We start from the raw sequence: 26653 nt of genomic DNA, 5'->3' as shown, positions 1-26653 counted from the left end.
TTTGACCTGGGCCTTGTCGCCGCGGCGCTGGACGGGCGTCAGGGTGTTGGGGCACAACTCGCGGCTGACAGGCCGGGGGCCTGGGTAGGGGCGTATCCGTGACCTGGCTGATCATCGTCGCCCTGGGCGTCTGGGCGCTGTACCTGAATCGACGGCTGGACAAGCTGGAGGCCAAGGTCCGCATCCTGTCGAGCGCCCCGCCGACGGTCGCTCCGCGCCGCTCCGACCAGGCCGCGCCGCAGGTCCAGGCCGCGCCGGCGGCCGCGTCGCCGAAGCCGTCCGAACCGACGTTGACGGCCCAGGACTCCGCCGACGCGGCGCGGCCGATGACCATCCCGACAATGGCCACGGGGCCCGACGCGCCGCTCGCGCCCGCCCGCCGCCAGCCGCCCCCACTGGCCTCCCAACTGCGGCCAAGCGTCACCTGGGCCCAGGCCTCGACCTGGCTGGCCGAGAACGGCCTGGCCTGGCTGGGCGGCGGAGGATTGGCTCTGGGCGGCCTGCTGCTGGTGGTCTACGCCGCCCAGCGGGGGGTGTTCACCCCGCCGTTCCGCATCGCGGCCGCCGTCGTCATGGGCTTTCTGATGATCGCCGCCAGCGAGTGGATCCGCCGCCAGACCAGGGCCCCGGGCGGACGCCACGCCCTGGCCGCCGCCACCGCGGCCGGAGCGGGCGCTGTCACGCTCTATGGCGCGATCTGGGCCGCCCACGTGCTTTACCAACTGATCCCGCTCCCGCTGGCGGCGGTGCTGATCACGGCGGTGTCTGACGGCCTGCTGGCCCTGGCCCTGTTGCACGGCGAGGCCCTGGCCCTGCTGGCCCTGCTGGGCGCCTTCCTGGCCCCGGCCATCACCCGCCAGGGCGCCTGGCCGCCGCTGGCCTTGCAAGGCTACCTGATGCTGCTGGGGGCGACCGGGCCCGCCGTCGCCGCTCTGCGCCGCTGGGGACCGACCGGCCTGGCCACCCTGGCTGGCCTGGCGTTCTGGAGCCTGGCGGCGCTGGCGCGAGGACGCGAGGCCGATCTGGCCCTGCTGCTGGCCGTCGCCCTGGCCGGTCCGGCGCTGGCCACGCTCCGGCCCGACCCGAGGCCCGCGGCCGCCGGGACTGACCTCTTCCAGCGCCTGCCGCTGATCGCCCTTCTCGCCGTCAGCCTGGGAGCGCTGGGCCTCTGGCGGCTGGGCGACGCCGACGCCGCGCCGATCCTGGCGGCCCTGCTGATCTTGGCCGCCGCGACCCTGGCGGCGTTCGGCCGCGCGCCGGCCTGGGCCTTCGCCGCCCCGGCCGCCTCGGCGATCCTGGGCCTTCTGTCGGCCCATCGGCTGGGGGTCTCGCACCCGACCACGCCGAACGGGGCCTGGCCGATCTTCGCCGAGGTGTTCGGCCTGACCGTCGTGATCGCCGGCGCCGGCCTGGCCGCGGCGCTAAGCCGTTCGGCAGCGGTCCAGGTGCGCACGACGCTGCTGGCCATCGCCGCCATCGGAGCCATGGCGCTGGCCAATCTCGCCTGGCCGCTGCTCGATGGCCTGCCCGGACGCTTCGACGATCATGCCGCGGCTCTGGCCAGCGGCCTGGCCGCCGCCTTGCTGGCCGCCGGCGCGGTCCTGCTGGCCCGCCGGGTCGAGGACCCGAAGCAGGACGTCGGCCTGGGCCTGTGGATCGCCGCCGCCGCAGAGCTGCTGTTCCTGACCGTCCATGGCCTGACGCCGCATCATGCCGAACCCGCGGCCATGGCCCTGGCCGCCCTGGCCCTGGCGGCGGTCGCCAACCGCCGACCCTGGCGTGGCCTGGCCGCCACGGCCGTGGCCGGAGCTGTCGTCACCCTGGCCACGACGCTGCGCCCAAGCTTCGTGCTGGACGCGGCGAGCGGCGCCCTGTCCCTACCGCGCTTGGCCCTGGTCACCGCCGTGGCTGTCATCGCCCTGGCCGCCGCCGGGCGGACCGTCGGCGCGGCGCGACGCGACCACCGGACGGAGGCCGAGGCCCTGTCGACCGCCGCCCTGCTGACCCTCCTGGCGGGCCTGTTCCTGATCCTGCATGCGGTGCTGGCCCGCTGGGTCCCGCCGCCCGCCGGCGCCGAGCCCCTGCTGGAAGCCTCGCTGCGCACGGCCCTGGTGCTGAGCGCCGGCCTGCTGCTGGCCCGACGCGGCCGCCCCGACGATGGTCCGATCGCCCGCTGGCGGCTGATCGTCGTCGTCACCCTGGGGGCGTCCTACGGCCTGCTGGCCGGCGGCCTCTTCCTGCATCCCTGGTGGGGCGAAGGCCGGATGGCCGCCGGCCTGCCGCTGCTCAACGACCTGTTGCTGACCTTCCTGGCGCCGGCCCTGCTGTTGGCGGCGACCGCCCACTTCCGGCCCGATCCGGCGGACCGCTGGAGCCGCGGCTGGTTCGCCGCCGCGGCGGTCTTCGCCCTGTTGTGGGCGGTGACCGTCGTCCGTCACGCCTTCCACGGCGCGGCCATGGATATCGCCGCCATCGGCCGGGCCGAGGCCTGCGCCTATGCGGTGATCGCCCTGCTGACCGCCCGGGCCTTCCGCCTGGATCGCCTGCGCGCCTCGCGGGCCGCCTGGCTGCACGCCGCCGCGCCCGCCGCCGGCTGGACGGCCCTGGCCGTGGCCCTGCTGGTGTTCGGCTGGCTGGCCAGCCCGTGGTGGGGACCATCCGAAACGCCGATGGCCTCGGCCGCCCACGTGGCGCTGGTCCTGGCCCTCTACGCCGGCGGGGCGGGGGCGGCGCTGAGCCTGCGGCGGGGACACGGCGCCCTTGATCGCGCCGCGCTGTGCGCCTCGGTCGGCGCGTTGTTCGCCCTGGTCACCTTGCTGACCCGCTTCGCGTTCCATGGCGCCGATATGCGCCAGGGCCTGGATCGCGGCGGACTGGAAACCTGGACCTTCTCGGCGGTCTGGACGGTGTTCGGCCTGATCGTGCTGTTCCGCGCCTCGGCCCGCAAGGATGCGGCCTTGCGCTGGTTGGGTCTGGTCGTGCTGCTGGCCACCGCCGCCAAGGTGCTGCTGTTCGACATGGCCACCCTGGACGGCGTGGTCCGCGCCGCCTCGTTCCTGGCGGTCGGCGCCCTGTTCATCGCCGGCGCCCTGGTGGCGCGTCGGCTCAACGCGGGGCACAAGATCAAGGCTGACGATTCGCCGACCGCCCAACCCGACGACAGGAGCCCCGCCCCGTGAGCCAAGCCTTGCCGATGACCCGCCGCGGCGTGGCGGCCTCGATCCTGACCCTCGCCGCCGCGCCCGTGCTCGCCAAGACCCAGGTCTACCCCGTGGTGGGCAAGGTCGAGCGCCTGGACCCGGCCCTGGACGCCTTGGTCGACGCCGACGCGCCGGTCGAGCAGGTGCTGGACGGCTTCACCTGGAGCGAGGGGCCGGTCTGGGTCGGCGGCAAGGACGGCTTCCTGCTGGTCTCGGACGTTCCGGCCAACAAGATCCTGCGCTGGTCGCCGTCGGCGGGGGGAGCGGTCTGGCTGTCGCCCTCCGGCTATGCCGGTCCGGAGACCAACAGCCTGCGCGAGGCCGGCTCGAACGGCCTGATCCTGGCGCGCGGCGGGCTGGTGGTCGGCGACAGCGGCAATCGCTGCGTCTCGCGCATCGACCTGAAGACCAAGAAGAAAACGGTGCTGGCCGCCAGCTTCGAGGGCAAGCGCCTCAACAGCCCCAACGACCTGGTCCTGGCCCGCGACGGGGCGATCTACTTCACCGATCCGCCCTGGGGTCTGAAGGGCGACTGGCGCTCGCCCTACCGCCAGACCGACTATGCCGGCGTCTATCGCCTGGGAGCCGACAACAGCCTGACGATCATCGACAGGACCGTCGAGCCCAACGGCATCGGCCTGTCGCCCGACGGCCGGACGCTGTACGCCACCGACCGCAAGTCCGGCTGGGTGGCCTGGGACCTGGACGCCAAGGGCGCGCCGACCGCCCGCCGGCAGTTCGTCGACAGCGCCGCGACCGGCGTCGGTGGCGGCGACGGCCTGAAGGTCGACCGCGCCGGCAACCTGTGGGCCTCCAGCAAGGACGGGATCTCGATCTTCACCCCAGCCGGCAAGCGGATCGGGATCATCCGGGCCGACGACGTGATCTCCAACTGCGAACTGGCCGCGGACGGCCACCTCTACATGTCGTCCAACCACCGTGTGGTCCGGGTACGGATCAAGGCCCGGAAGCTGGCGGTCTGAGCCCTATTGCTGCACCTCTCGGCGCCAGGCGGCCGGACTGGCCCCGACCTCCCGAGTGAACACCCGCGTCAGGTGGCTCTGGTCGGCGAAGCCGCAGCTGAGCGCCACGTTCGACAAGGGCATGCGGCACGAGCGGATCAGGTCCTTGGCCGCTTCCAGCCGCCGCTGCACCAGCCACTGGTGCGGCGTGGTCCCGAACGATTGCCGGAACGACCGCGAGAAATGTCCCACCGACAGACCGCACTGACGCGCCACCTCGGCCAGCGGCGCCCCGCCATCCAGGTTGGCGGCGAGGATCTCGCGAGCCCGGCGCGCCTGCCACGGCGCGAGCCCGCCCCGCACGGCGCGCGGCTTGGCCGTCATGCCGCCATAGCGGCCGGCCACGTGAGCGGCCAGGGCCAGGACCAGATGGTCGACGAACGGTTGGTTCCGGGCCAGGCCCACCCGCAGGCCGGTCAGGATCGAGGCGCCCAGGCCGGCGATCGTCGGGTCCTCGAGACCCACGCCCGGGGCGTAGTCGAGATCACCGATCGGAACGGCGTTGGAGTCCGCGGCGATCGCGTCGAAGGCGGCGCGGGGAATGTGGACGTGCAGCGCGTGATAGGACTGGTCGAGCACCAGTCGCGGGCCGCGCCGCAGGTCGTGGAACAGGATCTCGCCCGCCGCGATGTCACGGATCGGGGCGGCCACGCCGTCCTCCCAGTAGCGCTGCCCGCGGTAGTCGCTCAGCTGCAGCCGGACGATCAGGGCGTCGATCCGGAGCGGCGGGGGCGTGACGTCCAGCGACGGCTCCGGCAGCCGGATCTCGACCGCCGCCACCTTCAGCTTGCCCGCCCGGGCCGGGGCGGCGAAGACGTCCGCGAGGCCGGATTGCTTTTCCGCGACGCTACCAACGGTCATGGCATGCTTCCCCTGGTGGCAAGGACATGGCCGGACGATCGGTCGAAGGCGAGATCCGGTAAATCCCGAACGGGTAGGCGCCCGTCGCCCGATCGGGTGGCCGGGTCAGTCGTCCAGCCGGATCACGCGCCGGCCGAACAGCCGCGCGTCCAGCGAATAGGCCCCTCCTCCGGTGAGCACCAGCCCGACGACATGCAAGGCGTTGAGCGCCAGGACGGCGGCCATCGCTCCATCCGCCCTCCCCGCGCCGACCGTCAACAAGACCGCACAGCAGGCCGAGGCGAAGCGGGTCAGAAGCCCGGCCGCCAGGCTGGCCGCGAGAACAATGATCGGAAAGACCGCCCACGGCGCGTCCTGCACGAAGCCGCGCATCACAAGGGCCAGCACCGCCGCGGCGGCCAGGCGCCCGAGCAGCAGCGCCACGCCGACCAGACCGCCTGGAAACATGGCGCCGAGAAACATGGGACGCGTCCTGTTGCAGGCCACAGCGCTATCCCGTTCTCGCCTCTCCCGTTAAGCTCCCGACGGGGGAGCCGCGCGTCACCCTTTCGAGATTTCGCGCGACCTCGGCTCGTGAAAACAAGGCCTGGAGCGTTGGCGGCCGGCGGGGGCGATCAAGCATGAAGACGGCCGCCAGACTTCTCCTCGCGATCGTCCTGCTGCTGAACCTCGGCGGCCCAGCCCTGGCCCTGGATCCGGCCCGCTCGATCCTCCAGTTCAAGCACACCAGCTGGACGGCCGAAGACGGCGCGCCGACCAATGTCTGGGCCCTGGCCCAGACGCCCGACGGCTATCTGTGGTTAGGCGCGGCCAGCGGCCTCTATCGGTTCGACGGCGTCACGTTCGAAGCCGTTCCCCTGGCCGACGACGACTATTCCCACTCCCAGCACGTCAATGCGCTGGTCGTCACCGCCTCGGGCGAGCTCTGGGCCGGCTATCGGCGAGGCGGCATCGCCGTCTTTCGCGACGGCAAGCTGCGCGAACTTCCCAGCACTGACCGCGACGGCGTCCTGACCATGACCGCGGCCCCGGACGGGACCGTCTGGGCGGCGCTCAACAGCATCCAGCACAACCTCGCCCGGTTCGTCGGGGGCAAGCGCCAGGACATCGACCCGTCGTGGAACCTGCCCGAAGGCTACATCATGGACCTGAAGGCCGCCCGCGACGGCACGCTGTGGGTGGCGATCGACGGCAGCCTGTCCTTCCTGCGGCGTGGAGCGCGGCGTTTCGAGCGCGCCGACGTGGTCATGGGCGCCGGGGCGGGTCTGGCCGAGGACGCCGACGGCCGGCTGTGGGTCTCGGACTCGCTGGGCGCCCGCCCCCTGCCGAACGTGGCGAAAGGGGAGAAGGCCAAGCCCGGCATGGCGGGCTACGCCGTCTCGGACTCCGCCCGCTACGCCCGCATCCTGTTCGACCGGGACGGCGCCCTGTGGGGCACGACGTTCTCGACCGGGGTCTTCCGCGTCGCCCGACCGGACGCCGCCCTCACGGCCGGCGCGTCTCGGCCGCACGCCGAGACCTACGAGGCCAAGGACGGGCTGAGCTCCAACAAGGCGGTGCCGATCCTGGAGGACCGGGAGGGCAATATCTGGATCGGCGCCTCGGCGGGCCTCGATCGCCTGCGAGCGGCCAATGTGGTGGTCGAGCCCGGGATCGCCCGCTCGTCGCGCTTCGGCTACATGCAGTTCGCCGATCGGGACGGGGCGGTCTGGGCGGCCGACAGCGACAGCGTCTACCAGGCCCTGCCGGGCCAGGCGCCGAAGCGGGTCCGCGACCGGCTCGACAACCCCACGGCGCTTTGCCAGGACAAGGCCGGGGCGATGTGGCTGGGGTCGAGCGACGCCCTGACCCGACTGGGGACCCCGCCGCGCACCGTCGCCCCGCCGGTTCCGCCCGCCTCGCCCTATTTCGGATGCGTGATCGACGGTCGCGGAGACCTCTGGCTGGCCCTGTTCGCGACCGGATACGGCCGGCTCGACGCCCAGGGCCGGTGGACGGTGTTCCCGCCGCTGGCGCCCGAGGCGGTCTACAACAACATCGGGATCGACCGAGAAGGCCGCGTGCTGCTGCCCAGGGCCAGGGCGCTGACGCGGCTGGCCGCCGACGGGGCGGTGCAGACGCTTCGCCCGCCGCCCAAGCTGGCCGTCGGCGGCATGCGCGCCTTCTACCAGGGGCCCAAGGACTTCCTGATCGGCTGCGAGTTCGGCCTGCTGCGCCTGACCGGCGACCGCTTCCAGGCCCTGCAGGTCGCGCGCTTTCCCTGGGCCAAGGGCGTCCAGGGCATCGTCCAGACGCCGGAGGGCCAGACCTGGATCCTGGGGGCCCTGGGCGTCGTGCAGATGCGGACTCAGGACCTCGACCGCGCCTTCGATGACCCCGCGCGACCGCTGCACTATCGACTGTTCAACATGAAGGACGGCCTGCCCGGTCCGCCGCAGCAGAATGGCGCCCGGGACGTGGTCATGGGCGGCGACGGGCGGATCTGGCTGCTGACCCTGGAAGGCGTGGCCTGGATCGACCCGGCCCGCATCGCCCGCAACGCCCTGCCCCCGCCGGTGTCGATCCGCGCCCTGACGGTCAACGGCCAGGTCCGCCGCGATCCGCGCGACCTGGTCCTGCCCAAAGGGGCCTCGAAACTGCAGATCGACTATACGGCGCTCAGCCTGAGCATTCCCGAACGCGTGCGCTTCCGCTATCGCCTGGAGGGGGTCGACAAGGACTGGGTCGAGGCGGGCGGACGGCGGCAGGCCTTCTACACCAATCTCAAGCCCGGCCGGTATCGCTTCCAGGTGCTGGCCGCCAACAACGACGGCGTTTGGAATGATCGGGGCGCGGTCCTGACGTTCCAGATCCCGCCGACCTTCGTCCAGACCAACCTGTTCCGCGCGCTCTGCGCCCTGGCGGTGATCGGGTTGCTGTGGGGTCTCTACGCCCTGCGGTTGCGCCAGATGTCCGACCGCATCCACGGCCGGCTGCAGGACCGCATGGCCGAGCGCGAGCGCATCGCCCGCGAACTGCACGACACCCTGCTGCAGGGCGTCCAGGGCCTGATGCTGCGCCTGCAGTCGGTGGTCGACCAGATCCCGGCCGACCAGCCGGCCCGGCAGGCGCTGGAAAGCGCGCTGGACCGCGCCGACGACGTCATCGTCGAGGGCCGCGACCGGGTGAGGAGCCTGCGCGCCGACCGGGCCGGCGACCTGCATGAGATCCTGGCCGAACAGGCCGAACGCCTCGGCCTGGAGCCGGCGATCAAGGTGCGGCTGGTGGTCGAGGGAACGCCGCGGCGCCTGCACCCGCTGGTCTGCGAGGAGATCGAGCGGATCGCGTCGGAGGCCCTGTTCAACACCCAGCGCCATGCCCAGGCCCGCAATGTCGAGATCACCGTCGGCTATGGCAGCGGCGCGCTGACCGTCCTGTTCCGCGACGACGGGGTCGGCCTGGACCAGGCCGTGCTCGACAGCGGCCGACGCGAGGGGCATTTCGGCCTGACGGGCATGGGCGAACGGGCCCGCAAGATCCAGGCCGAGTTCGAACTGCGCAGCCGCCCCGGGGCCGGGACCGAGATCGAGTTGACCGTCCCGGGCGGCGTCGCCTACCTCGCCCCCGGCCGACGCGCCTGGCCCTCCCTGCGGCGCCGCGCCCTGACCAGCGAGACCTGACATGACCGCCGCCCCCACCGGCCCGCAGATCCGTGTCCTGGTCGTCGACGACCATCCGATGCTGCGCGAAGGTGTGGCCGCCGTCCTGGCCCTGCAGCCGGACATGGTGCTGGTCGGCGAGGCCGAGAACGGCGCCGAGGCCGTGACTCGCCACCGGGAACTGCGGCCCGACGTGACGCTGATGGACCTGCAGATGCCCGGCATGAGCGGGCTGGAAGCTATCGAGGCCATCCGCGCCGAAGTCCCGGCCGCCCGGATCGTGGTGCTGACCACCTATGCCGGCGACGTCCAGGCCCTGCGCGCCCTGAAGGCCGGCGCCACCGGCTATCTGCTCAAGAGCACCCTGCGCCGCGAACTGCTGGACACCATCCGCAACGTCCACGCCGGCCGCCGCCAGTTGCAGCCCGAGGTCGCCCACGAGATCGCCATCCACGCCATCGACGAGGCCCTGAGCGAGCGCGAGATCCACGTGCTGCGCCTGGTCGCCGCGGGCCGGGCCAACAAACAGATCGCCTGGGACCTGTCGCTGTCGGAAGACACGGTGAAGGCCCACCTGAAGAGCATCTTCGCCAAGCTCGACGTCGCCGACCGCACCCACGCGGTGACCGTGGCGGCCCGCCGGGGCGTCATCGAGATCTGACTGCGGGTTTAACGGGGGTTTAGCGCCCCGGCTCGCTCATGGCCGGCGGGTCGCTGGCCGGGAAGCTGTCCTCCAGCGCCTCATCGAGCCGGGCTTCCCGCTCGGCGCGCAATCGCGCGTTGAGCGCCACGCTGGTCTCCATGCGGGACAGCTGCTCTGGCGTCGCCGGTTCCTGGTGGCGCGCCTTCCATTCGGACTGCGGCATGCCGTAGATCGCCTCGCGGGCCTGATCCCGGCTCAGCGCACCGTCCGAGGCCTCGCTGACCCAGTCGCCCAGGCAGTTGCGACAGAAGCCGGCGGCGCCCATCAGGTCGACGTTCTGGACGTCGGTCCGCAGGCGCAGATGCTCGACCAACCTATGAAAGGCGGCGGCGGCGAGACGGTCGTCGATCGGCGTGGTGGTCATGGCGTAGCCCGAACTGTCGTGCGCCCACCATTTGGCGGCTCGCGGCCCGCTCGGCAACTCCCGTTCAGCCGCTCCTGCGCCTCAGGCGAAGATCTTGACGATCATCGCCAGGATCTCCTCCTTGGAGCGGACGTCCATCTTGCTGTGGATGTGCTTGATATGGGTTCGCACCGTCAGGATCGAGATGGCCTTGCTGTCGGCGATCCGCTCGGCGCTGGCGCCCTCGATGATCAGCTGCAGGATCCGCGCCTCCATGGCGCTGAGGCCAAACAGCCGCTCGAGCCGCGGGATATGGACCGGCGCCTCGAAGTCCTTGAGCGTGATCACCACCGCCCGCTCGCCGTCCTCGTCGACCGGACGCATCCGCAGCAGGAAGCGGCGCTCCTGATCCGTCTCGATGAACTGGCAGATTTCCTCGCCCGCGAAGGCCTCGTCCAGCCGCTCGTTCAGGAACTGCTGGGTGCGGCGATCGACGCCGCCCAGCTTGCCGGCTCGATCGACCAGCGGACAGTCCCCGTGCAGCAGCAAAATCGCCGCCGCCCTGGACCGCCACAGGAGCAGCCCCTGGGGATCGACCACGATCCGGGCCACTTCATCCTCGTCGAGACAAAACCTTATGATCTCGAAATCTCGTAACGCGGCCAGCGAATGCGTGCCGTCCATGCCCTGCCCCTTCTCCCTGTCCGCTGGTCTTTGGCGCCAGCATCTAGCCGAACCCTTGTTTCCGGGTTCGTGCGTTCCTCATCTAAAGGCATATTAGGCAAGAATTTCCACAACCTGAGATTAATGAATACATAATAGCGTCGGTTTGACGCAGGATAAATGCACATTGCTCTCAACAGGCGTAGTCTTTAGGATATTTGTATTATTAAAGTCACCATAACAAATAAACCCTCGGGACAATTCCCCATATAGGCGAAACTACTACGCATACCCAAGCTGGGGGATTTCACACTTCTAGATCTCTGCAATCGTCTTCCAAGCATTAAGAACTTGTTAATCAACAAGGGCTGGGCGATGGCAGGCAAACGCATAATGATTTCCCGGGCTATGCGCTCGGAACGCAAGCCGCGGCGGCTGGATTGGCTGGTCGGCGGCGGCATGATCCTGTTGGCGGTCTTGGCCGCGGGCGCTGACCGGGCCCACGCCCAAGTCACGGCCTATGCCGGCGGATCGCCGTCCAATATCGTGCTGTCCATCCCGGTCACCGCCTCGGTGGGCGGCCGCTGCGGTTTCGCCCCGGGCCTGGCCCCCAACGGCTCGACCGACGTGGGCGAGGTCAACAACGCCTTCTCGGCCGACTTCCCGTTCACACTGGAATGCACCGTGCCGTTCCGGGCGGCGGTGATCTCGCAGAACGGCGGCCTGCTGGCGTCCAGCGTCACGCCGTCGACCGGCTACACCAACCTCGCGCCCTATCTCGTCGACCTGAACCTGGTCGGCGACGTCGGGGTCACCCCGGTCAGCGCCACCTGCGACACCGGCGACCTGAAGACCAGCTCAGGCGCGACCTGCACTTTCAAGGGACCCGCCACCGCCAGCCAGGGGCTGCGGTTGAACGGCTCGTCCTACGACGTCTCCGGCTCATACCTGCGGGTCCGCCGCGCCGCCTATGCCGGCGCCCAGATCCTGGCCGCGGCCAACACCTACGCCGACTCGCTGACCGTCACGGTCACCGTCTCGCCATGACGCGCTTCCGGGTCCGCTCCCCCGGCGGATCCGGTCGTCTTTCCGGGGGAACTGGGGCTCGCCCCGCAAAACCAGGCCGGTTCGCCGGCGCAACATTTGGGAGTGAGATGACATGAACAAGACCATCCTGATCGGCGCCGCCCTGCTGGGCCTCGCCGCCGCCCCCGCCGCCCTGGCCCAGACGGTCACGGGCACCGTCAATGTCACCGGCAGCGTCGCGGCCAAGTGCGTGGTGATCACCGGCGGCGCCGGTTCCAGCTTCAGCGGCTCGATCCCGCTGGGCGAACTGGCCGGCACGGACGGCGCGCTGTCGCCCACCCTAGCCGGCTCGACCAACGCCGCCCCCGGCGGCTCGACCCAGTTCCGGGTCAACTGCAACAGCGCCGCTCCGAAGGTGACGCTGAGCTCGACCCGCCTGGCCCTGGCCCCGACCGCCACCGCCCCGACCGGCTACGCCAACGTCATCGACTACACCGCCGCGCTGGACGCCAGCCTGGCCTCCGGTTCGACCCAGACGGTCAGCTACGTCACCGCCGCGGCCCTGCCCGCCGCCACGGTCCAGTCGCTGTCCAGCAGCCTGGCCAACGTGGCCAACAACCTGACCGTCAAGGCCTACGCCCTGAACACCGCGTCGGGCGCGCTGCTGATGGCCGGCAACTATTCCAGCGTCATCTCGATCACCATCGAACCGGTCTGACCCGCCAGGCGACAGGAGCACGATCATGCGACATCCGATCATCCTGTCCGCCGCCGCGGCGAGCCTCGTGCTCGCCTGCGGAGCGGGCGCGGCCCAGGCCCAGACGGCGACGGGCACGGTGCAGGTCAACGGCACGGTGGCAAACCGCTGCCTGTTCGTGACCGGCGACGTGGTGCTGAACCTGGGCGAACTGTCCCTGCTGGCCGGTGACACCGCCGTCATCGGCCGGCTGGACGGCGCCAAGCTGACCAGCCGCACCGCCACCCTGAACGGCTGGTGCAACGGGGTGTCGGCCAGCATGGCCGTCGAAGCCCTGCCGATCCTCAACACCAGCTTCACCGACGCCGCCCCGAACGGTTTCGACCGCCGGGTCGACTATACGGCCACCGCCACGGCCTCGCCGGCCAGCGGCGCGGTGTCGGCCAGCGACAGCACCCTGGCCGCCGGCGGCGGCGTGGGCAGCACGACCGGCGTCTTCAGCAGCGACATCGTCGTCGGCTTCGCCGATCCGGCCACCCCGACCGGCGGACGGCTGGTGGCGGGATCCTACGCCGGCTCGGTGATCGTCACCCTGTCTCCCGCCACCTGAACCCTGGGCCCGCAAGGAGGTCGTCATGATCCAGCATCGAACCGTCGGACTCGCGGCGACCACCTTGGCCCTCGCCGCGTCCCTGGCCGCCACGTCGGCCAGGGCGCAGGACCCGGCCCGGGGCAATGTCGGACTGGACGCCCAGGTCGGCCGGGTCTGCATGCTGGGCGAACCCAACCCGGCCGGCCTGGCGCTGGGCCAGATCTCAGAGGCTTCGGGCGCCCGGGTCGGACGGCTGGCGGCGATCCCGGCCCAGACGATCCAGCTGCCGGGGACCTTCTGCAACTATGGCGGCGCGGCCCTGGCCATCAGCGCCTCCCCCCTGGCGGTGACCAGCGGCGTCGCCCAGACCGGCTTCACCGGCGCGGTCAACTACACCTGCTCGATCAGCGCCTGGGGGGCGACGGCCGCCACCGTCCGCACCAGCGCCACCAACGCCGCCGGCGACGGCGCGCGCTCGACCAGCGCAGCGCCCAAGGCGACGGACCTGACCCTGGTCGTCTCGGACTTCGCCACCGCCGCCGACGACCTGCTGCAGCCGGGCGCCTACCTGGCCCTGGTCACCATCACCCTCGGGCCCGACGCGGGCCTGAACGCCTCGGGGAGCTGAGCCATGCATCGCACCCTGTCCCTGCTGATCGCGCCGCCGGTCCTCCTGGTCCTGGCCGCCGCCGCCCACGCCCAGACCGTCGGCCCTTCGGACTCCGCGGGCCCGATCCAGATCACCGGCAACGTGCCCAACAATGTCTGCACCCTCGGCGCGCTCAGCGACGGCGACAACCTGTTCGACGTTGGCGTGCTGATCGACACCAGCACCGGCCTGCTGCGCCCCGACCTGGCGGCGCCGCCCAAGGTGCTGACCGGCACCCAGTGCAGCTCGCGCAGCCAGCTGACCATCGCCGCCACCGCCATGACGGCCCAGGCCTTCGTCACCACGCCGCCGACGGGTTTCTCGCGCGGCGTCGACTACACGGCCACGGCCTCGGGCTGGACGCCGATCGAGGCCAGCTACTCGACCGGAGCCGCCGCCAACGCCGCGGCCTCGCAGGTGCGCGAAACGGCGGGCAGCGCCGACATCACGATCAGCCTCTCGGGCTTCGCCACCGCTGGCGGCCCGGCGCTGCGCCCCGTCGCCGACGACACCTACCAGGGCGCCGTCGTCGTCACCCTGGCCGCGGCCAGCTGAAGGAGGACGATCATGCGCGACACCCGATCCATCGCCGTCGCCACCCTGGTCACGGCCTCGGCCGTCACCCTGCTGCTGGTGGGCCAGCTAGCCAGGGCCCAGACCGACGACAACACCCGCGAGATGGTGGTGCGCGGCCGAGTGCCGAAGGTCTGCACCCTCGCCGCTCCCACGCTCAGCTCGGGCGCCCTGGTCAATTTCCGGACCCTGAACGGCTCCAGCCTCGAGGTCGACGCCCTGACCGACCCGGTCACCCTGTCGACCCGCGCAGCCTCGGCCCAGGTGACCTTCGCGGCCGTCTGCAACTACGCCCACCAGATCGTGCTGGAGAGCCAGAACAACGGCCTGTGGCGCGCCGAGCTTGGACTGACGCCCGCGCCGACCGGCTTCAGCGACGGGGTGCCCTACACCGCCACCCTGATCTGGGGCCCGGTCACCAACACCTTCGAGGCCGACGCCAGCGCCCGGCGACTCCGCGACAGCGCCCAGGCGGTCGACCAGCCGGTCGTCGGCGACATCGTCCTGCGGCTGGATATCCAGCCCGGGGCCACGAACCTGCAGACCAATGCGCCGCTGGTGTCGGGCGTTTATCGCGACACCCTCAGGCTGACGGTGGAACCCCAATGAACGCCGCCCTCGTCCTCGCCCCCTTCATCGTCGGCGCCGCGCTCGGCGCGGCGGCCCCGGCCCAGGCCCAGACCGCCTCGACCGGAGACCGGGCCAGCAACACCCTGGACCTGTTCGGCGTCGCGCCCAGCGCCTGCGTGCTGTCGCCGCCGTCGAGCGCCGCCGGGACCAACGCCAGCTTCACCGCCCAGGGCGCCCAAGGCGTGGTGCGCTTCACCCAGTTCATCGATCCGCAGACCGCCCAGCCGCGCGACGCCGTGATCAGCCTGGGCTTCCCCGTGGTCTGCAACTCGGCCCACCGCCTGGTGGTGCGCACCGACGGCGCCGGCCTGGCGCGCACGGCAGGACCGGCCCCGGCCGCCGGCTTCCGCGACAGCCTGGGCTTCCAGCTTTCGGCCGACTGGGCGGGGCTGACCGCCACCGGCCCCAGCACCTCTCTCACCCCCATCAGCCTGCAGACCGCCAACGGCGCGGCCGGGCTGATGAACCTCACTGTCAACATCACCGGCGGGGGCGCGCCGATGGTCGCCGGCGACTACGCGGGAACGCTGGTCGTCGAGATCGAAGCCTCGAACTGAACCGAACTGAACCACAAGGAGCGGACCCCTCATGTTGCGTTCGAACAATCATCGCAAGCGTTGGCTGGGAGCAGTCGCCGCCGCCAGCCTGGCGCTGGCCGGAACGGCCGGAACGGGGACGCCCTTGCTGGGCGGCGCCGCCCTGGCCATGACCGTCCAACCGGTCGTCATCGACCTCAAGCCCACCGGGCGCGGCATGTCGCAGATCGTGACCGTGCAGAACACCTTCGCCAACCCGTTGCCGGTGGAGCTGCGCGCTGAGGAGCTGACCTTCGACGACAAGGGCGCCCATCCGGGCGACACCCAGACCAACGACCTGCTGATCTTTCCGCCCCAGGCGGTGATCCAGCCCGGCGAGACCCAGTCGTTCCGCATCCAGTGGGTCGGCGACCCGGCCCTGGCGCAGAGCAAGCACTACTACGTCACCGTCGCCCAGATGCCGGTGAAGCTGCCCGAGGGCCAGTCGGCGATCCAGATCCTGTACAACTTCCAGGTCCTGGCCAGCGTCGCCCCCAACGGCGGCAAGCCGAACCTGGCGCTGTCGAAATCGGAGATCGGCGCCGACGCCAACGGCAAGCCGATCCCGATCGTCTATGTCGCCGACACGTCCAACACCCACGGCTACCTGTCCCGCGGACGGCTGAAGATCACCGAGAAGGACGCCGCGGGAAAGGTCGTCTTCCAGCGAACCCTCCCCGGCCCCGAGATCCAGCAGACGATCGGCTTCGGCCTGATCGCCCCCGGCCAGACGCGCCGGATCGCCGTTCCCATCGAACTGCCGCTGACGGCGGCAGCAGGAGGCTCCCTTGAGGCTCAATTCTCATCCGACGAAGGGCGCTAGGACCCGCGCCTATCGGCGCTGGTTGCTCGCCGGCTGCCTGGTCGCGGCCGCGGCTCCGGTCGCGGCCCTGGCCGAACCGATCCCGTACCTCGCGCTCGCGCAGGAACCGACGGCCACCCCGTCGAACGGCCCCGCCTCCGCCGACGCCCTGCGCCGGCTGAACCCCACGGGCCGCGACGTCAACCTGACGGTCCCGCTGAAGGACGGGGACTTCTACCTGGGCGACATGCCGCTAACGATCTCGGCGGACGGCCAACTATCGATGCCGTCCGAGCGGTTGCTGGGCCTGCTAGCTCCGGTGCTGGACGCCGCCTCGGTGGCCGCCCTTCGCTCAGCCTTCAACGGCCGCGCCCTGGTCGGGCCCGAGGCCGTCACCCGCGCCCAGCTGCAAATGACCTACGACCCCAAGGCCCTGGAGCTGCGGATCAACATCCCGGCCGAGCTGAAGGCCGTGCGCAGCCTGCAGGTCACCCCCATGGACCATGTGGGCCTGGGCAGCTTCACCCCGCCGGCCGGCTTCAGCGGATACCTGAACGTCCGCGGTTCGGTCGACTATGTGGAGCAGGGCGTCGACAACGGGCTGGGCGACCCGACCTTCCTGCTCGACAGCGCCATCCGCCTGAGCGGCCTGGTGCTGGAGAACGAGGCGGTCTGGCAGCCGGGTGGGCGCAACGACTACCAGCGACTGGGCACCCGCGTCGTCTATGACGACCTGAAACACACCGCCCGCTGGACGTTCGGCGACCTGCAGGCCACCAGCCGCGGCTTCCAGTCGGCGCCGGACGTCGCCGGGATCTCGGTCTTCCGCTCCTACAGCGTGCTGGCCCCGCAGACGATCGCCCGGCCCCGCGGCCGGGAGAGCTTCACCCTGGCGCGGCCGTCGGACGTCAGCGTGATCCTCAACAACCAACTGACCCGTCGGCTGCACCTGGATCCAGGCCGCTACAACGTGCGCGACTTCCCGTTCGCCCAAGGCTCGAACGACGTGCGCCTGGTGGTCGAGGACGACACCGGACGGCGGGAGGTGCTGCAGTTCAACGTCTTCTTCGATCGCGCCCAGCTGGATCCGGGCCTGTCGGAGTTCGGCGCCTATGCCGGCGTCAAGGCGCCGCTGCTGGCCGACGGGCCCGACTACACCCAGAACTTCACCTTCAGCGGGTTCTATCGGCGGGGCATCACCGATCGGGTGACCCTGGGGGTCAACGGCCAAGGCGACGAGGACACCGTCATGGCCGGGTTCGAAGGCCTGTTCGGCCTGCCGGTGGGGACGCTGGGCGTCGACTTCGCCCTGTCTCACATCGACGGCTTCGGCTCGGGCTATGCGACGACCGTCACCCTGCAGCGCCTGTTCCAGTTCGCCGGCGGTCGCGCCGACGCCCTGAACCTGTCGTTCGAGAGCCGCAGCCGCGAGTTCGGACCGGTGGGGACCTTCATCCCCGACAACCGCTACGCCTACGAGCTGGGAGTCGGCTATTCGCACGCCTTCAGCGACGCGATCTACGCCAGTTTCGACGGCCGTTATTCGCATGGCCGCGACAACTTCGCCGACTCCAGTTCCTACCGGGCCGGCATGGGCTATCGCCTGACCTCGAACTTGGCCCTGACCGCCAACCTGATGTACGATGACGTCCCCGGACGGCGCGAGACCACTGCGTTCATCTCGCTGTCCTGGCAGTTCTCCAACAATTCCAGCCTCAGGGCCGAATATGACGGCCGCGACGACCGCGCGCGGCTCGTCTACCAGACCCTGCACGGCCAGGGGGTAGGCTCTTACAACGCCTATGGCGAGGTTTCGCGCTCGCCGACCGACGCGGCGTTCAACGGCAGCCTGAACTACATCGCCAACCGCGCCGAGCTGGGCCTGTCGCACTTCACGGCGTTCGACGGCCCGGACAACGGCCGCACCTCTCTGCGGGTCGGCACGTCCCTGGGCTTCGCCGACGGCGCGGTCTCGGTCGGGCGTCCGATCTATGACAGCTTCGCGATCGTCGAGGGCCACAAGAGCCTGAAGGGCGCCGACGTCACCGTGAACCCGACCCCGTTCGGCTACACCGCCAACACCGGAGCCCTGGGCACGGCGCTGGAGACCAACCTCAGCGCCTATGCCGAACGGACCATCACGGTGGACGCCCCCAACGCGCCGGCCGGCTACGATCTCGGCTCAGGCTCGTTCCGGATGTTCCCGCCGTATCGATCGGGCTACCGGCTGGTGGTGGGGTCGGACTATTCGATCACCGCGATCGGCCGGCTGCTGGACGGCGACGGCCAGCCCCTGGCCCTGATCGCCGGCGGTGCCACGGAGGTGGCCAAGCCCGGCCAGCCGCCGGTGGTGCTGTTCACCAACCGAACCGGCCGCTTCGGCGCCTCGGGCCTGCGCCCGGGTCGCTGGCGGATCGAGATGGGGACCACGCCCCCCACCGTCTATTTCCTCGACGTCCCCGCCAGCGCGGAGGGTTTCGTCAAGGCCGGCGACCTCAAGCCCAGCGCCTCGGGAGGCTGACATGAAACGCGGCATCAGCATGCTGATCCTGGGGCTCGCCGCCGGCGCGGCCTCGTTGACCGCCCACGCGGTCCAGGCCCAGTGCGTGATCTTCGACCCGGTGGTGCTGTCGGGCAGTTTCGACCCGTTCAATCCCAGCGGCACGACGGTCCAGACTCTGACGATCACGGCCCGCCGCCCGCCGGCCGTGGGCGGCAAGAAGACGCAGGAGGTCGATTTCATCTACCTGCGCCGTCCCGACACGCCGGCCAGCCTGGCGATCGTCCAGACCTCGACCGGCGGCCAGATCCTGGAAAACCCGCCCGGCCACGTGCTGGACCCCAACAACACCAATCCCAACGAGGTCGAGCTGAACTTCGGCGGCGTCGGCCAGCCCGACGTCAAGACCTTCGCCGTGACGATCACCGTGCCCAGCGGCGCGGACCTGGCGGCGGGAACCACCGACCTGTTCGTCGACCAGAAATACTACTGCAAGCGCACCGGCGGGGCGGCCGACGAATCCGGCGTGGTGCCCAACTCGCTGGACATCCGGATCAATGTGCTCAGCGCCCTGCAGGCCAGCTTCGTCGGCCCGGCCCTGGACTTCGGCGAGATCGGCGCGCTGACGACCGCCGCCCTGCCCTCGACCCCCAACTCGGTCAAGCAGCGGACGGGCAATGTGCGGGTGGCCAGCTCGGGTCCCTATTCGGTGGCCCTGACCTCGGCCAACCAGTTCCGGATGACCTATCCCGGCGGCAACCTGGCCACGGCCAACCAGCGGATCCCCTACCAGCTGGACTTCCTGGGCCAGACACGATCGAACGCCTCGCCGACCTTCAGCACGGTGACGTGTCAACGGGCCGGCCTGGGCGGCCAGTATCTGGCCATCACCCCCACCCTCCTGGAGGGCGGCGCCGGCAAGGCCCCGGCGCCCAACTACCAGGACATCCTGACCGTCACGGTGACCCCTCTTGCCGTGCCGCCAGCGACGACGCCCGTGGCTTGCATGTAGTTCGTTCCCGCGGCGGCGATCGCCAACTGAACCCCGCCGGACCTGGTCCGGCGGGGTTCTTCCTGTCGGTGGCGGACGCCTGCCAGGGCGCGACGTCTCAGAGGGCGGTGATGCGCAGCGACAGGTCGCCGACCTGGCCGGCGTCGGCGCCGGGCTCCAGGCGCAGCACGTGCGAGCGCGAGGCCGCGGTCGCCGAATGACTGATCAGGGTCTGGCCCGAGGCCGACAGCTGGATCTTCTGCCCGTCGACATAGACCGCGGCGCCGCTCAGGCCCTGGGCGTGCGACAGCCAGACATCGTAGCCCGCGGCGCTGTTGCAGAACTCGGTCATCTTGCCGAGGTCGGTGGCCTGGTCGGCCGAGGCGCTGCTGGCCTGCAGGTCCACGCGGCAGATCACCGGCACATGGCCCTCGAGGCGGAGCTCGTAGCTGCTGGGCGCGGCGATCGCGCTGGAGGCGAGACCGAGGAAGGCCATGGCGGCCATGAAAATCTTCGTGCGCATTGCAAACCCCGAGAGAGAAGATGATGGGAGATCATCCAGCGCGAGGGTTAAGCAGCACACCATAAGGCATGGTAAACAGATTTCCTAATAAGGATGATAGAATGTCGCAATTAAATATAGAGTAAATATGAGTCAGTAGTCAAATCGGCATAATACATTCTTACTATGCTTGCATAGAGGATTGCTGGAAAGGCAAGAATGAGAATCCCCCTGCAATTCATAGCTGCTGGCGGATCGACCGGCGCCGGATCGAGGCGGTGGGGGTGCTGAACCTCGATCCGACGCTCGGCGGGCGGAGCCGCTGGAGTTCACCGATGACGTTGCGGACCACATCGGTGAGCCGGTCATATCGCTGCAGACTATACCGGGAGGGCTTTCATCTGGCGACAAAGTAATATTACCATCTATTCAGCGGCGACCAATAATGCAGCTTTGTTAATCGGGGAAATAAATCACGGAAATTTATCAATCACTCCAGTACGTCAGCTGACGAAAGTACGGAGACAAGCTCAGCTTGACGGTGAACGCCGACTTTGACCATGGCCGAAGCCATCTGAACCCGCAGAGTATTGATGCTGACGCCGCGCTCCGCGGCGATTTCGGACGGCTCGCGGCCCTGGGCGACCCGAGAAACGATCTCGGCTTCGGCGGGCGAGAAATTGAACATCATCCGGGCCCGCTCGACCGCGTGGACCGAGGATCGCCCCACCTCGCGCACGGTGATCAGGGCGCAGCGGAAATTGCTGTCGTCGGTGCTGAAGGGCTCGATCAACAGCACCAGCGGCTTCTGGCTGCGCGAGCGGTGCACCAGCATGGCGCCGGGGCGTCCCTGACGGACCGCGCTGGCGATCCGGCTGCGGAGCCCTTCGGCCTCGAAGTCGTTCTCGGCGTTCAGCAGGCCGCCCTTTTCGCCCAGGCCGTCGCCATGCTGGACATAGCTCCAGGCCAGGTCGTTGGCGGCGTAGACGCAGCCCTCGCTGTCGGCGACGATCACGCCGAAGTTCACCAGGTTGAGGATGGCGTTGGCCACGTGCGCCTCGAAGACGCCGCGCTCAACTTCTGAATCCACTACCTCGATCATCTTGATCAATCCCATCTGCGGCGCCCACGCTGTTATGTGCGATCGCGGCCTGTCGGATTATCTTGAAGTACTTTCCGGTGTAAATCGTCGGTTGTGTAGTGTAATTTACACTTTTTTGTATACTTCTATATCCATCACGCCTTGATCGCTCCTATGAGCATTTGATATTATTTCTTCACTGCAATCGTACCCTGGATTGGGTAGTCAATCGTTGTGATACAGATTGAAAACATCTCGCTTTCCGAGAGAAATTCCCTCAAAGGAATACATGTACGCAAAAGCCGTATGCTGGTTTCAGGGCCCCAGATCGATACGGACCAAGTGCTGGGTGAGCGTGAACAGGCCCGCATTCCAGCCCGCATAGATGGCGCCGGCGGCGATCGCGACGCCGTAGGGAACACCGGGGCGCAATCGGGGCCAGCCGGCGGCGGCCAGCGCCGGGGCGTAGGGGCGCGCGGTCAGAGCCAGCAGCGCCAGAGCGCCCCCCGCCATGGCGGTGGCCACGAACAGGAGCAGCAGGTGGTCCAGGCCCATGAAAAGGGCGGCGGCGGCCAGCAGCTTGACGTCCCCCGCGCCCACCAGCCGGGCCGCGAACATGGGAAATCCGATCGCCAGGGCCAGAGCCATGGCGCCCAAGCAAGCGGCCCAGGAGGCGACCGGCCAGCCGAACGGCAGGCCGACCAGGAACAGGCCGGCCATGGCCAGCACCGACCAGTTGGGGATCCGGCGGCTCCAGGCGTCGCTGCCGGCCGCGATGAGCAGCAAGCCGGCATAGGCGCCCGCCCAGATCAGGCGTCCGTAATCAGTTTCCATGGCCGACCTGCCCGCTCGCCGCCGGCGCTCCGGCCGCGGCCCCATCCAGGCGCTGGTCCTGGGCCTTGAGGCTCAAGGCCAGACGCCGGTTCTCGCCGGCCCTGGCGTAGTAGACGCTACGCGCCTTTCCGGCCTGGTCGAGCAGGGCGACGGCGGTGTCGTAGTCGCCCCGCAACAGGGCGGCGAAGCCGGCGTTGTTGAGCAAGGCCGCGGGATCGTCGCCGCCAGCGCCGCGCGACGAGGCCCGGGCGTAGTCTCCCCGCAGCGCCAGGACCAAGCGCAGGTTGTTCCGCGCGGCGGCCAGGTCGGGCTTCTTTTCCAGCGCCGCGACCAGATCGGTCGAGGCCTCCGGCAACCGGCCCTGCAGGAGCCGGGAATAGCCGCGATTGTTGAGCGCCAGGGCGTCGCGTCCGGAAGCGTCCAGGGCGTGCGCGTAGGCGTCCTCGGCCGCCGGCCAGTCGTGGCGTCGATCGTATTCGCGGCCCAGTCCGTTCCAGGCGCGCCAGAGGCGAGGATCGCCGGCGACGGCGGCGTGCAGGGCCTGGAGCGCGGCGTCCGAACGTCCCAGGGCCGACAGGGCCAGCCCCTCGCCCTGCCGCGCTCGGGGGGCCGAGGGATCGCCGACGGGAACCCGGGCGAAGGTCGCCAGGGCGGCCTGGGCGTCGCCTCGCGCCAGGCACGTCTCGCCCAACAGCGTCAGCAGGCGCGGATCGCCGCCGTTGGCGGTCAGGGCCTGGCCGAGCAGGCTGGAGGCGTCCACAAGGCGATCCTCGGCCAGGGCGGTCTCGATCGCCAGCGCTGTCGCCTCGCGGGTCGCCGGATCGGCCGCCGGCGCGCTGGCCGGCAAGGCGGAAGGCGGGGCGGCGGGCTTGGCGCGTCCCCAGCCGCCGGCCGCGGCGACAGGCGTGGCGGCCAGCAGGAGAACGCAGGCGGCGGCGGGGAACAGGATCTTGGCCATCACGGCGCCCCCACCGGAATTGCTCCGCCATTCCCGGCGGCGGGTCCCTCGGGCGGACCGCCCGCCAGGAGACGACCGGTGTCGACCGCCCGCCCGCTCAGCCGGGCCGAATAGGCGATGTTGTGCGCGACGATCGACGAACCCGGGTCAACCGCCAGGGCGCGAGCGTAGTAGCGGGCGCTGAGATCGAACCGCCCCAGCTTGTCATAGATCACGGCCTGGGCGTTGAGCACCCTCACGTCGGCGGGCGCACGGGCCGCGGCGACCTGCAGCAGCTCCAGCGCCAGGGCGTAGTCGCGGACGCGGATGGCGTCGGCGGCGCGGGCGTACAGTCGATCGGCTACGGCGGTCAGTTCCGGCGCGACCAGACCGGGGGCGGGGACGGCCCGAACCTCGGCGACCTGGGGGGCCGGCCGGACCAGGTTGGCCACCCCGCGCCAGACCACGCAGCCGCCCAGGCTTGGAAGGAGCGCGCAACAGACGATCGTCAGCAACAGGCGTCGCATGGTCAGTGCCTCTTGAGAGCGGGAAGCAGGTTGTGGGCCACGTCCAGGCCCGCCGGCAGCAGCAGGGCCGTGATGATCACGGGCAGGATGCAGGCCACCAGCGGCAAGGTCAGCAGCACGGGAATGCGCATGGCCTTCTCCTCGCCGCGCAGGAACCGCCGCTCGCGCATCTCGGCCGAATAGGTGCGCAGGGTCTGGCCGACGCTGGCGCCCAGGCTGTCGGTCTGGATCATCAGGGCGGCGAAGGCGCGCAGGGCGTCGACATTGACCCGCTCGCTCATCCGCCGCAGGGCGTCGGGGCGGGACCGTCCCGCGCGCAGTTCCTGCGAGACCCGGCCGAACTCGAAGGCGATGTCGCGGTGCGAGGCGGCGATTTCCTGCGACACCCGCACGAAGGCCGCGTCGAATCCCAAACCGGCCTCGATGCAGACCACCATCAGGTCCAGGGCGTCGGGGAATTGGTTCTCCAGCCGCTCGCGGCGGCCGGCGGCGCGCAGGTCTACGATCATCGCCGGCACGACCAGGCCCAGGCCGCACAGCACCAGGGCGGCGACGACCAGTTTCAGGCCGGTAATCGGCGCCGAAGACAGCTTCTGGGAAACGAGCAGGATCAGCGGCAGGCCCACGGCCGAGCCAATGCGGGCCAGGGCGTACCAGGCGGGCGCGGACGGCGCGGGAAAACCGGCCTCGGCCAGGGTGCGGGCCAGGCGCGAAGGCTGGTCCTTCCGCGCCGCCGGCAGACGGGCTTGCACCCAGGACAGCAGGGGATTGGCCGGGCGAGCGACCTTGAACAGCGTCTCGTCGGGCGCGCCCTGGGCCGCGGCCGGCCCGTCCTTCATCCGGCGACGGATCAGCGCGCCCTGCTCGAGACGCCAGACCACGGCCAGGACGCCGCCGACGACGGCCGCGAAGACCGCGATCTGCAAAGTGATGCTCAGCGCGTCGTCCATGACGTCCTCAATATTTGAAGGTGACGATCCGGCGGATCATCAGCTGGCCGACGCCGTAGAGCAGTACGATGCCGGCGACGATCGGCCAGAAGGCGGGATCGGAAAACTTGCTGGTGTAGAACTCCGGGTGGAACAGGCTGACCGCCGAGACGCAGACCAGGGGCAGCAGCGAGAGGATCAGCGCCGACATCCGCCCTTCGCTGGACAGGGCGCGGATGCGCTTGTTCAGCGAGGCCCGGCCGCGGATCACGGTGGCCAGGCCGGACAGGATCTCGGCCAGGTTGCCGCCGGTTTCGGTCTGGATGGCGATGCTGACGGCGAAGAAGGCGATGTCGGCTGAGCCGGTCCGACGGGCCAGGCTGCGCAAGGCGTCCCGGAACTCGCCGCCATAGGTGGTCTCGTCCATCACCAGGCCGAACTCGCTGCCGATCGGATCGGGCATCTCCTGGGTCACCAGATTGACCGCGGAGATCACCGGATGGCCGGCCCGCAGGGCGCGGATCATGACGTCCAGCGCCAACGGAAGCTGCTCTTCCAGCTTGGCCAGGCGCGCGGCGCGACGGCGAGCGATCCACAGCGCCGCGACCGCGAAGCACAGACCGGTCGCACCGAAGCCCGCCATCAGCACCTGCGGAAAGGGCGAGGCGACCGACACGCCGCGCAGGAAGACCATCGCCAGCAGCCAGAGCGTGGCCGCCGCGCCGCCGGCCACGCCCAGCACCTGCATCGGCCCGGCCGACAGTCCGGCCTGGCGGCAATAGAGCAGGGCCCGCGTGTGCAGGGCCGCGTAGGGCGTGCGGCCGATCCAGCTGTCGCGCGGCTTGCGCACCAGCGTCTGGTAGACCGCCTCCTGCGACAGGCCGGTCGCCATCAGAGTCAGGCGACGGTTGACGCGCTGGGTCTGTTCGCGCGCGCCGAGGAAGAGGCCGATCAGGGCCTGGCCGGCCATCGCCACGGCCACGAAGGCCAGGACCAGCGCCATGGGGAAGAAGAGCGTGTCCATCGCGTCACGCCGAGACCCGGCCGACCGCGAACAGGTCGGTCGGCAGACTGATGCCCCGCGCGGCCAGCGCCTCCATGAACCGGGGCCGCACGCCGACGGCCTCGTACTGGCCCAGCACCCGCCCGTCGCTCCCGCGGCCGACACGTCGGAAGCGGAAGATCTCCTGCATGCAGATCACGTCCTCCTCCATGCCCGAGATCTCGGCCACGGACACGATGCGGCGCGTGCCGTCCTCCATGCGCTCGGCCTGGATCACGACGTGGATCGCCGAGGCGATCTGGCCCCGGATCGACCGGGCGGGAATGTCCAGCCCGGCCATGCCGACCATCTGCTCGACCCGCGACAGGGCGTCGCGCGGGGTGTTGGCGTGGACGGTGGTCATCGAGCCGTCGTGGCCGGTGTTCATCGCCTGCAGCATGTCGAAGGCCTCGCCCGAGCGGACCTCGCCGACGATGATGCGGTCGGGGCGCATGCGCAGGGCGTTGCGGACCAGCTCGCGCTGCTGCACCTCGCCCTGGCCTTCGATATTGGCCGGGCGGGTCTCCAGGCGACCGACATGCGACTGCTGCAACTGTAGCTCGGCGGAGTCCTCGATGGTGATGATCCGCTCGTGGTCGTCCACATAGGCCGACAGGGCGTTGAGCAGGGTGGTCTTGCCCGAGCCGGTGCCGCCGGAGATCAGCACGTTGCGGCGCGCCTGGACCACAGCCTGGAGCACCTGCGCCATCTCCCGCGAGATGCTGCCGAGCTCGACCAGGCGGTCCATGGCCAGGGGCGAGCGGGCGAACTTGCGGATCGAGACCAGGGGCCCGTCCACCGCCAGCGGCGGGATGATGGCGTTGACCCGCGAACCGTCGGCCAGGCGGGCGTCGACCATCGGCTGGCTCTCGTCGACCCGCCGGCCCACGGCGGCGACGATCTTGTTGATGATCCGCACCAGGTGGCGGGTGTCCTGGAAGCGGACATTGGTGCGCTGCAGGCGGCCGGCCCGCTCGACATAGACCACCTCGTGGGTGTTGATCAGGATGTCGGTGACGCTGTCGTCCTTGAGCAGGGGCTCTAGGGGGCCCAGGCCCAGCAACTCGTCGAGGATCTCCTCGACCAGCTGGTCGGTCTGGCTGGGGGTCAGCAGCCGCTTTTCCTCCATCAGCAGGCCGGTGACCGCGCCGCGGATGTCCTGCCGCAGGGCGTCCCGCGGCGTGCGGTCCAGCAGGTTCAGATTGAGCAGGTCGATCAGCCGCTGGTGCAGCCGGACCTTCAGCCCCAGGGCGTCGTCGATAGGCGCCCCTTGCGGATAGGCGGCGGCCACGGCCGTGGCCTCGATATGTCTGGTTTCATCGCCCCAAAGCATGAC

At 70.2% G+C, this 26653-nt stretch carries 26 protein-coding genes; 14 read left to right on the top strand and 12 right to left on the bottom strand.

Features of this window, described 5'->3' with window-relative positions; all coding sequences use genetic code 11:
- Nucleotides 1-98: 98 nt before the first annotated feature.
- Together G3M57_RS02845 and G3M57_RS02840 are read left to right on the top strand one after the other, a co-directional pair.
- The gene (locus G3M57_RS02845; RefSeq protein WP_163228621.1) at nt 99-3179 is read left to right on the top strand and encodes a DUF2339 domain-containing protein; all 3081 of its coding nucleotides are present in this window, start codon (nt 99-101) and stop codon (nt 3177-3179) included.
- Nucleotides 3176-4183 (top strand): SMP-30/gluconolactonase/LRE family protein, encoded by a 1008-nt coding sequence (locus G3M57_RS02840; RefSeq protein WP_163228620.1) that lies wholly within the window; start codon nt 3176-3178, stop codon nt 4181-4183. Before G3M57_RS02845 ends, G3M57_RS02840 begins: the two co-directional genes overlap by 4 nt.
- A 3-nt stretch (nt 4184-4186) precedes the next feature.
- On the opposite strand, the gene G3M57_RS02835 is transcribed toward G3M57_RS02840, so the two are convergent.
- Both G3M57_RS02835 and G3M57_RS02830 read right to left on the bottom strand, forming a co-directional pair.
- Nucleotides 4187-5083 (bottom strand): helix-turn-helix domain-containing protein, encoded by an 897-nt coding sequence (locus G3M57_RS02835; RefSeq protein WP_163228619.1) that lies wholly within the window; start codon nt 5081-5083, stop codon nt 4187-4189.
- Nucleotides 5084-5188: 105 nt separating this feature from the next.
- The gene (locus tag G3M57_RS02830; protein ID WP_163228618.1) at nt 5189-5545 is read right to left on the bottom strand and encodes a hypothetical protein; all 357 of its coding nucleotides are present in this window, start codon (nt 5543-5545) and stop codon (nt 5189-5191) included.
- Nucleotides 5546-5703: 158 nt separating this feature from the next.
- On the opposite strand from G3M57_RS02830, the gene G3M57_RS02825 reads away from it, so the two are divergent.
- Both G3M57_RS02825 and G3M57_RS02820 read left to right on the top strand, forming a co-directional pair.
- Nucleotides 5704-8742, top strand: a complete 3039-nt coding sequence (locus G3M57_RS02825; RefSeq protein ID WP_163228617.1) for a sensor histidine kinase — start codon at nt 5704-5706, stop codon at nt 8740-8742.
- A gap of 1 nt (nt 8743) precedes the next feature.
- Complete coding sequence (locus G3M57_RS02820; protein ID WP_056758397.1) at nt 8744-9382, top strand: response regulator; 639 nt, start codon at nt 8744-8746, stop codon at nt 9380-9382.
- Between the two features lie 19 nt (nt 9383-9401).
- Here the strand turns inward: G3M57_RS02820 and G3M57_RS02815 are convergent, their stop codons facing one another.
- Together G3M57_RS02815 and G3M57_RS02810 are read right to left on the bottom strand one after the other, a co-directional pair.
- A complete protein-coding gene (locus G3M57_RS02815; protein WP_163228616.1) occupies nt 9402-9788 on the bottom strand; it encodes a DUF1244 domain-containing protein in 387 nt (128 codons plus the stop codon).
- Between the two features lie 81 nt (nt 9789-9869).
- Nucleotides 9870-10451: a helix-turn-helix transcriptional regulator gene (locus G3M57_RS02810; RefSeq protein WP_057182086.1), complete on the bottom strand. Its 582-nt coding sequence runs from the start codon at nt 10449-10451 to the stop codon at nt 9870-9872.
- A gap of 372 nt (nt 10452-10823) precedes the next feature.
- On the opposite strand from G3M57_RS02810, the gene G3M57_RS02805 reads away from it, so the two are divergent.
- The 10 genes from G3M57_RS02805 (at nt 10824) to G3M57_RS02760 (ending at nt 19486) form a co-directional block, all read left to right on the top strand.
- Nucleotides 10824-11477: a hypothetical protein gene (locus G3M57_RS02805; protein WP_156402263.1), complete on the top strand. Its 654-nt coding sequence runs from the start codon at nt 10824-10826 to the stop codon at nt 11475-11477.
- Nucleotides 11478-11589: 112 nt separating this feature from the next.
- The gene (locus G3M57_RS02800) at nt 11590-12174 is read left to right on the top strand and encodes a hypothetical protein (RefSeq protein ID WP_163228615.1); all 585 of its coding nucleotides are present in this window, start codon (nt 11590-11592) and stop codon (nt 12172-12174) included.
- A gap of 25 nt (nt 12175-12199) precedes the next feature.
- Entirely contained in the window at nt 12200-12763 is a 564-nt protein-coding gene (locus G3M57_RS02795; protein ID WP_163228614.1) for a hypothetical protein, read from the top strand.
- 25 nt (nt 12764-12788) lie between these two features.
- The gene (locus G3M57_RS02790) at nt 12789-13373 is read left to right on the top strand and encodes a hypothetical protein (RefSeq protein ID WP_163228613.1); all 585 of its coding nucleotides are present in this window, start codon (nt 12789-12791) and stop codon (nt 13371-13373) included.
- Between the two features lie 3 nt (nt 13374-13376).
- The gene (locus G3M57_RS02785) at nt 13377-13949 is read left to right on the top strand and encodes a hypothetical protein (protein WP_056758376.1); all 573 of its coding nucleotides are present in this window, start codon (nt 13377-13379) and stop codon (nt 13947-13949) included.
- 12 nt (nt 13950-13961) lie between these two features.
- Nucleotides 13962-14576, top strand: a complete 615-nt coding sequence (locus tag G3M57_RS02780) for a hypothetical protein (protein ID WP_056758373.1) — start codon at nt 13962-13964, stop codon at nt 14574-14576.
- On the top strand, nt 14573-15154 hold the full coding sequence (locus G3M57_RS02775) for a hypothetical protein (RefSeq protein WP_056758370.1): 582 nt from the start codon (nt 14573-14575) through the stop codon (nt 15152-15154). The genes G3M57_RS02780 and G3M57_RS02775 overlap by 4 nt, the downstream gene beginning before the upstream one ends.
- 31 nt (nt 15155-15185) lie before the next feature.
- Nucleotides 15186-15995, top strand: a complete 810-nt coding sequence (locus tag G3M57_RS02770; protein ID WP_056758369.1) for a fimbria/pilus periplasmic chaperone — start codon at nt 15186-15188, stop codon at nt 15993-15995.
- Nucleotides 15961-18495: a fimbria/pilus outer membrane usher protein gene (locus tag G3M57_RS02765; RefSeq protein WP_163228612.1), complete on the top strand. Its 2535-nt coding sequence runs from the start codon at nt 15961-15963 to the stop codon at nt 18493-18495. Before G3M57_RS02770 ends, G3M57_RS02765 begins: the two co-directional genes overlap by 35 nt.
- A 1-nt stretch (nt 18496) precedes the next feature.
- Nucleotides 18497-19486, top strand: coding sequence for a Csu type fimbrial protein (locus G3M57_RS02760; protein ID WP_163228611.1), 990 nt, complete (start codon nt 18497-18499; stop codon nt 19484-19486).
- Nucleotides 19487-19583: 97 nt separating this feature from the next.
- Here the strand turns inward: G3M57_RS02760 and G3M57_RS02755 are convergent, their stop codons facing one another.
- The 8 genes from G3M57_RS02755 to G3M57_RS02720 form a co-directional block, all read right to left on the bottom strand.
- Nucleotides 19584-19988: a hypothetical protein gene (locus tag G3M57_RS02755; RefSeq protein ID WP_163228610.1), complete on the bottom strand. Its 405-nt coding sequence runs from the start codon at nt 19986-19988 to the stop codon at nt 19584-19586.
- A gap of 469 nt (nt 19989-20457) precedes the next feature.
- Nucleotides 20458-21057 (bottom strand): helix-turn-helix transcriptional regulator, encoded by a 600-nt coding sequence (locus G3M57_RS02750; RefSeq protein ID WP_230983852.1) that lies wholly within the window; start codon nt 21055-21057, stop codon nt 20458-20460.
- A gap of 306 nt (nt 21058-21363) precedes the next feature.
- Nucleotides 21364-21882, bottom strand: coding sequence for an A24 family peptidase (locus G3M57_RS02745; protein ID WP_163228609.1), 519 nt, complete (start codon nt 21880-21882; stop codon nt 21364-21366).
- Nucleotides 21872-22840, bottom strand: coding sequence for a tetratricopeptide repeat protein (locus G3M57_RS27695; protein WP_163228608.1), 969 nt, complete (start codon nt 22838-22840; stop codon nt 21872-21874). Before G3M57_RS27695 ends, G3M57_RS02745 begins: the two co-directional genes overlap by 11 nt.
- Nucleotides 22840-23346: a tetratricopeptide repeat protein gene (locus G3M57_RS02735; RefSeq protein ID WP_163228607.1), complete on the bottom strand. Its 507-nt coding sequence runs from the start codon at nt 23344-23346 to the stop codon at nt 22840-22842. Before G3M57_RS02735 ends, G3M57_RS27695 begins: the two co-directional genes overlap by 1 nt.
- 2 nt (nt 23347-23348) lie before the next feature.
- Nucleotides 23349-24296, bottom strand: coding sequence for a type II secretion system F family protein (locus tag G3M57_RS02730; protein ID WP_163228606.1), 948 nt, complete (start codon nt 24294-24296; stop codon nt 23349-23351).
- A gap of 7 nt (nt 24297-24303) precedes the next feature.
- The gene (locus G3M57_RS02725) at nt 24304-25299 is read right to left on the bottom strand and encodes a type II secretion system F family protein (protein WP_056758341.1); all 996 of its coding nucleotides are present in this window, start codon (nt 25297-25299) and stop codon (nt 24304-24306) included.
- 4 nt (nt 25300-25303) lie between these two features.
- On the bottom strand, nt 25304-26650 hold the full coding sequence (locus G3M57_RS02720; protein WP_163228605.1) for a TadA family conjugal transfer-associated ATPase: 1347 nt from the start codon (nt 26648-26650) through the stop codon (nt 25304-25306).
- Nucleotides 26651-26653 lie beyond the last annotated feature (3 nt).

Origin of the sequence: Caulobacter rhizosphaerae (assembly GCF_010977555.1) — a bacterium.
Classification (GTDB): Bacteria; Pseudomonadota; Alphaproteobacteria; order Caulobacterales; family Caulobacteraceae; genus Caulobacter; species Caulobacter rhizosphaerae.
Note: the sequence above shows the minus strand (reverse complement) of the source record. Positions and strands in the feature narration are given on the sequence as shown.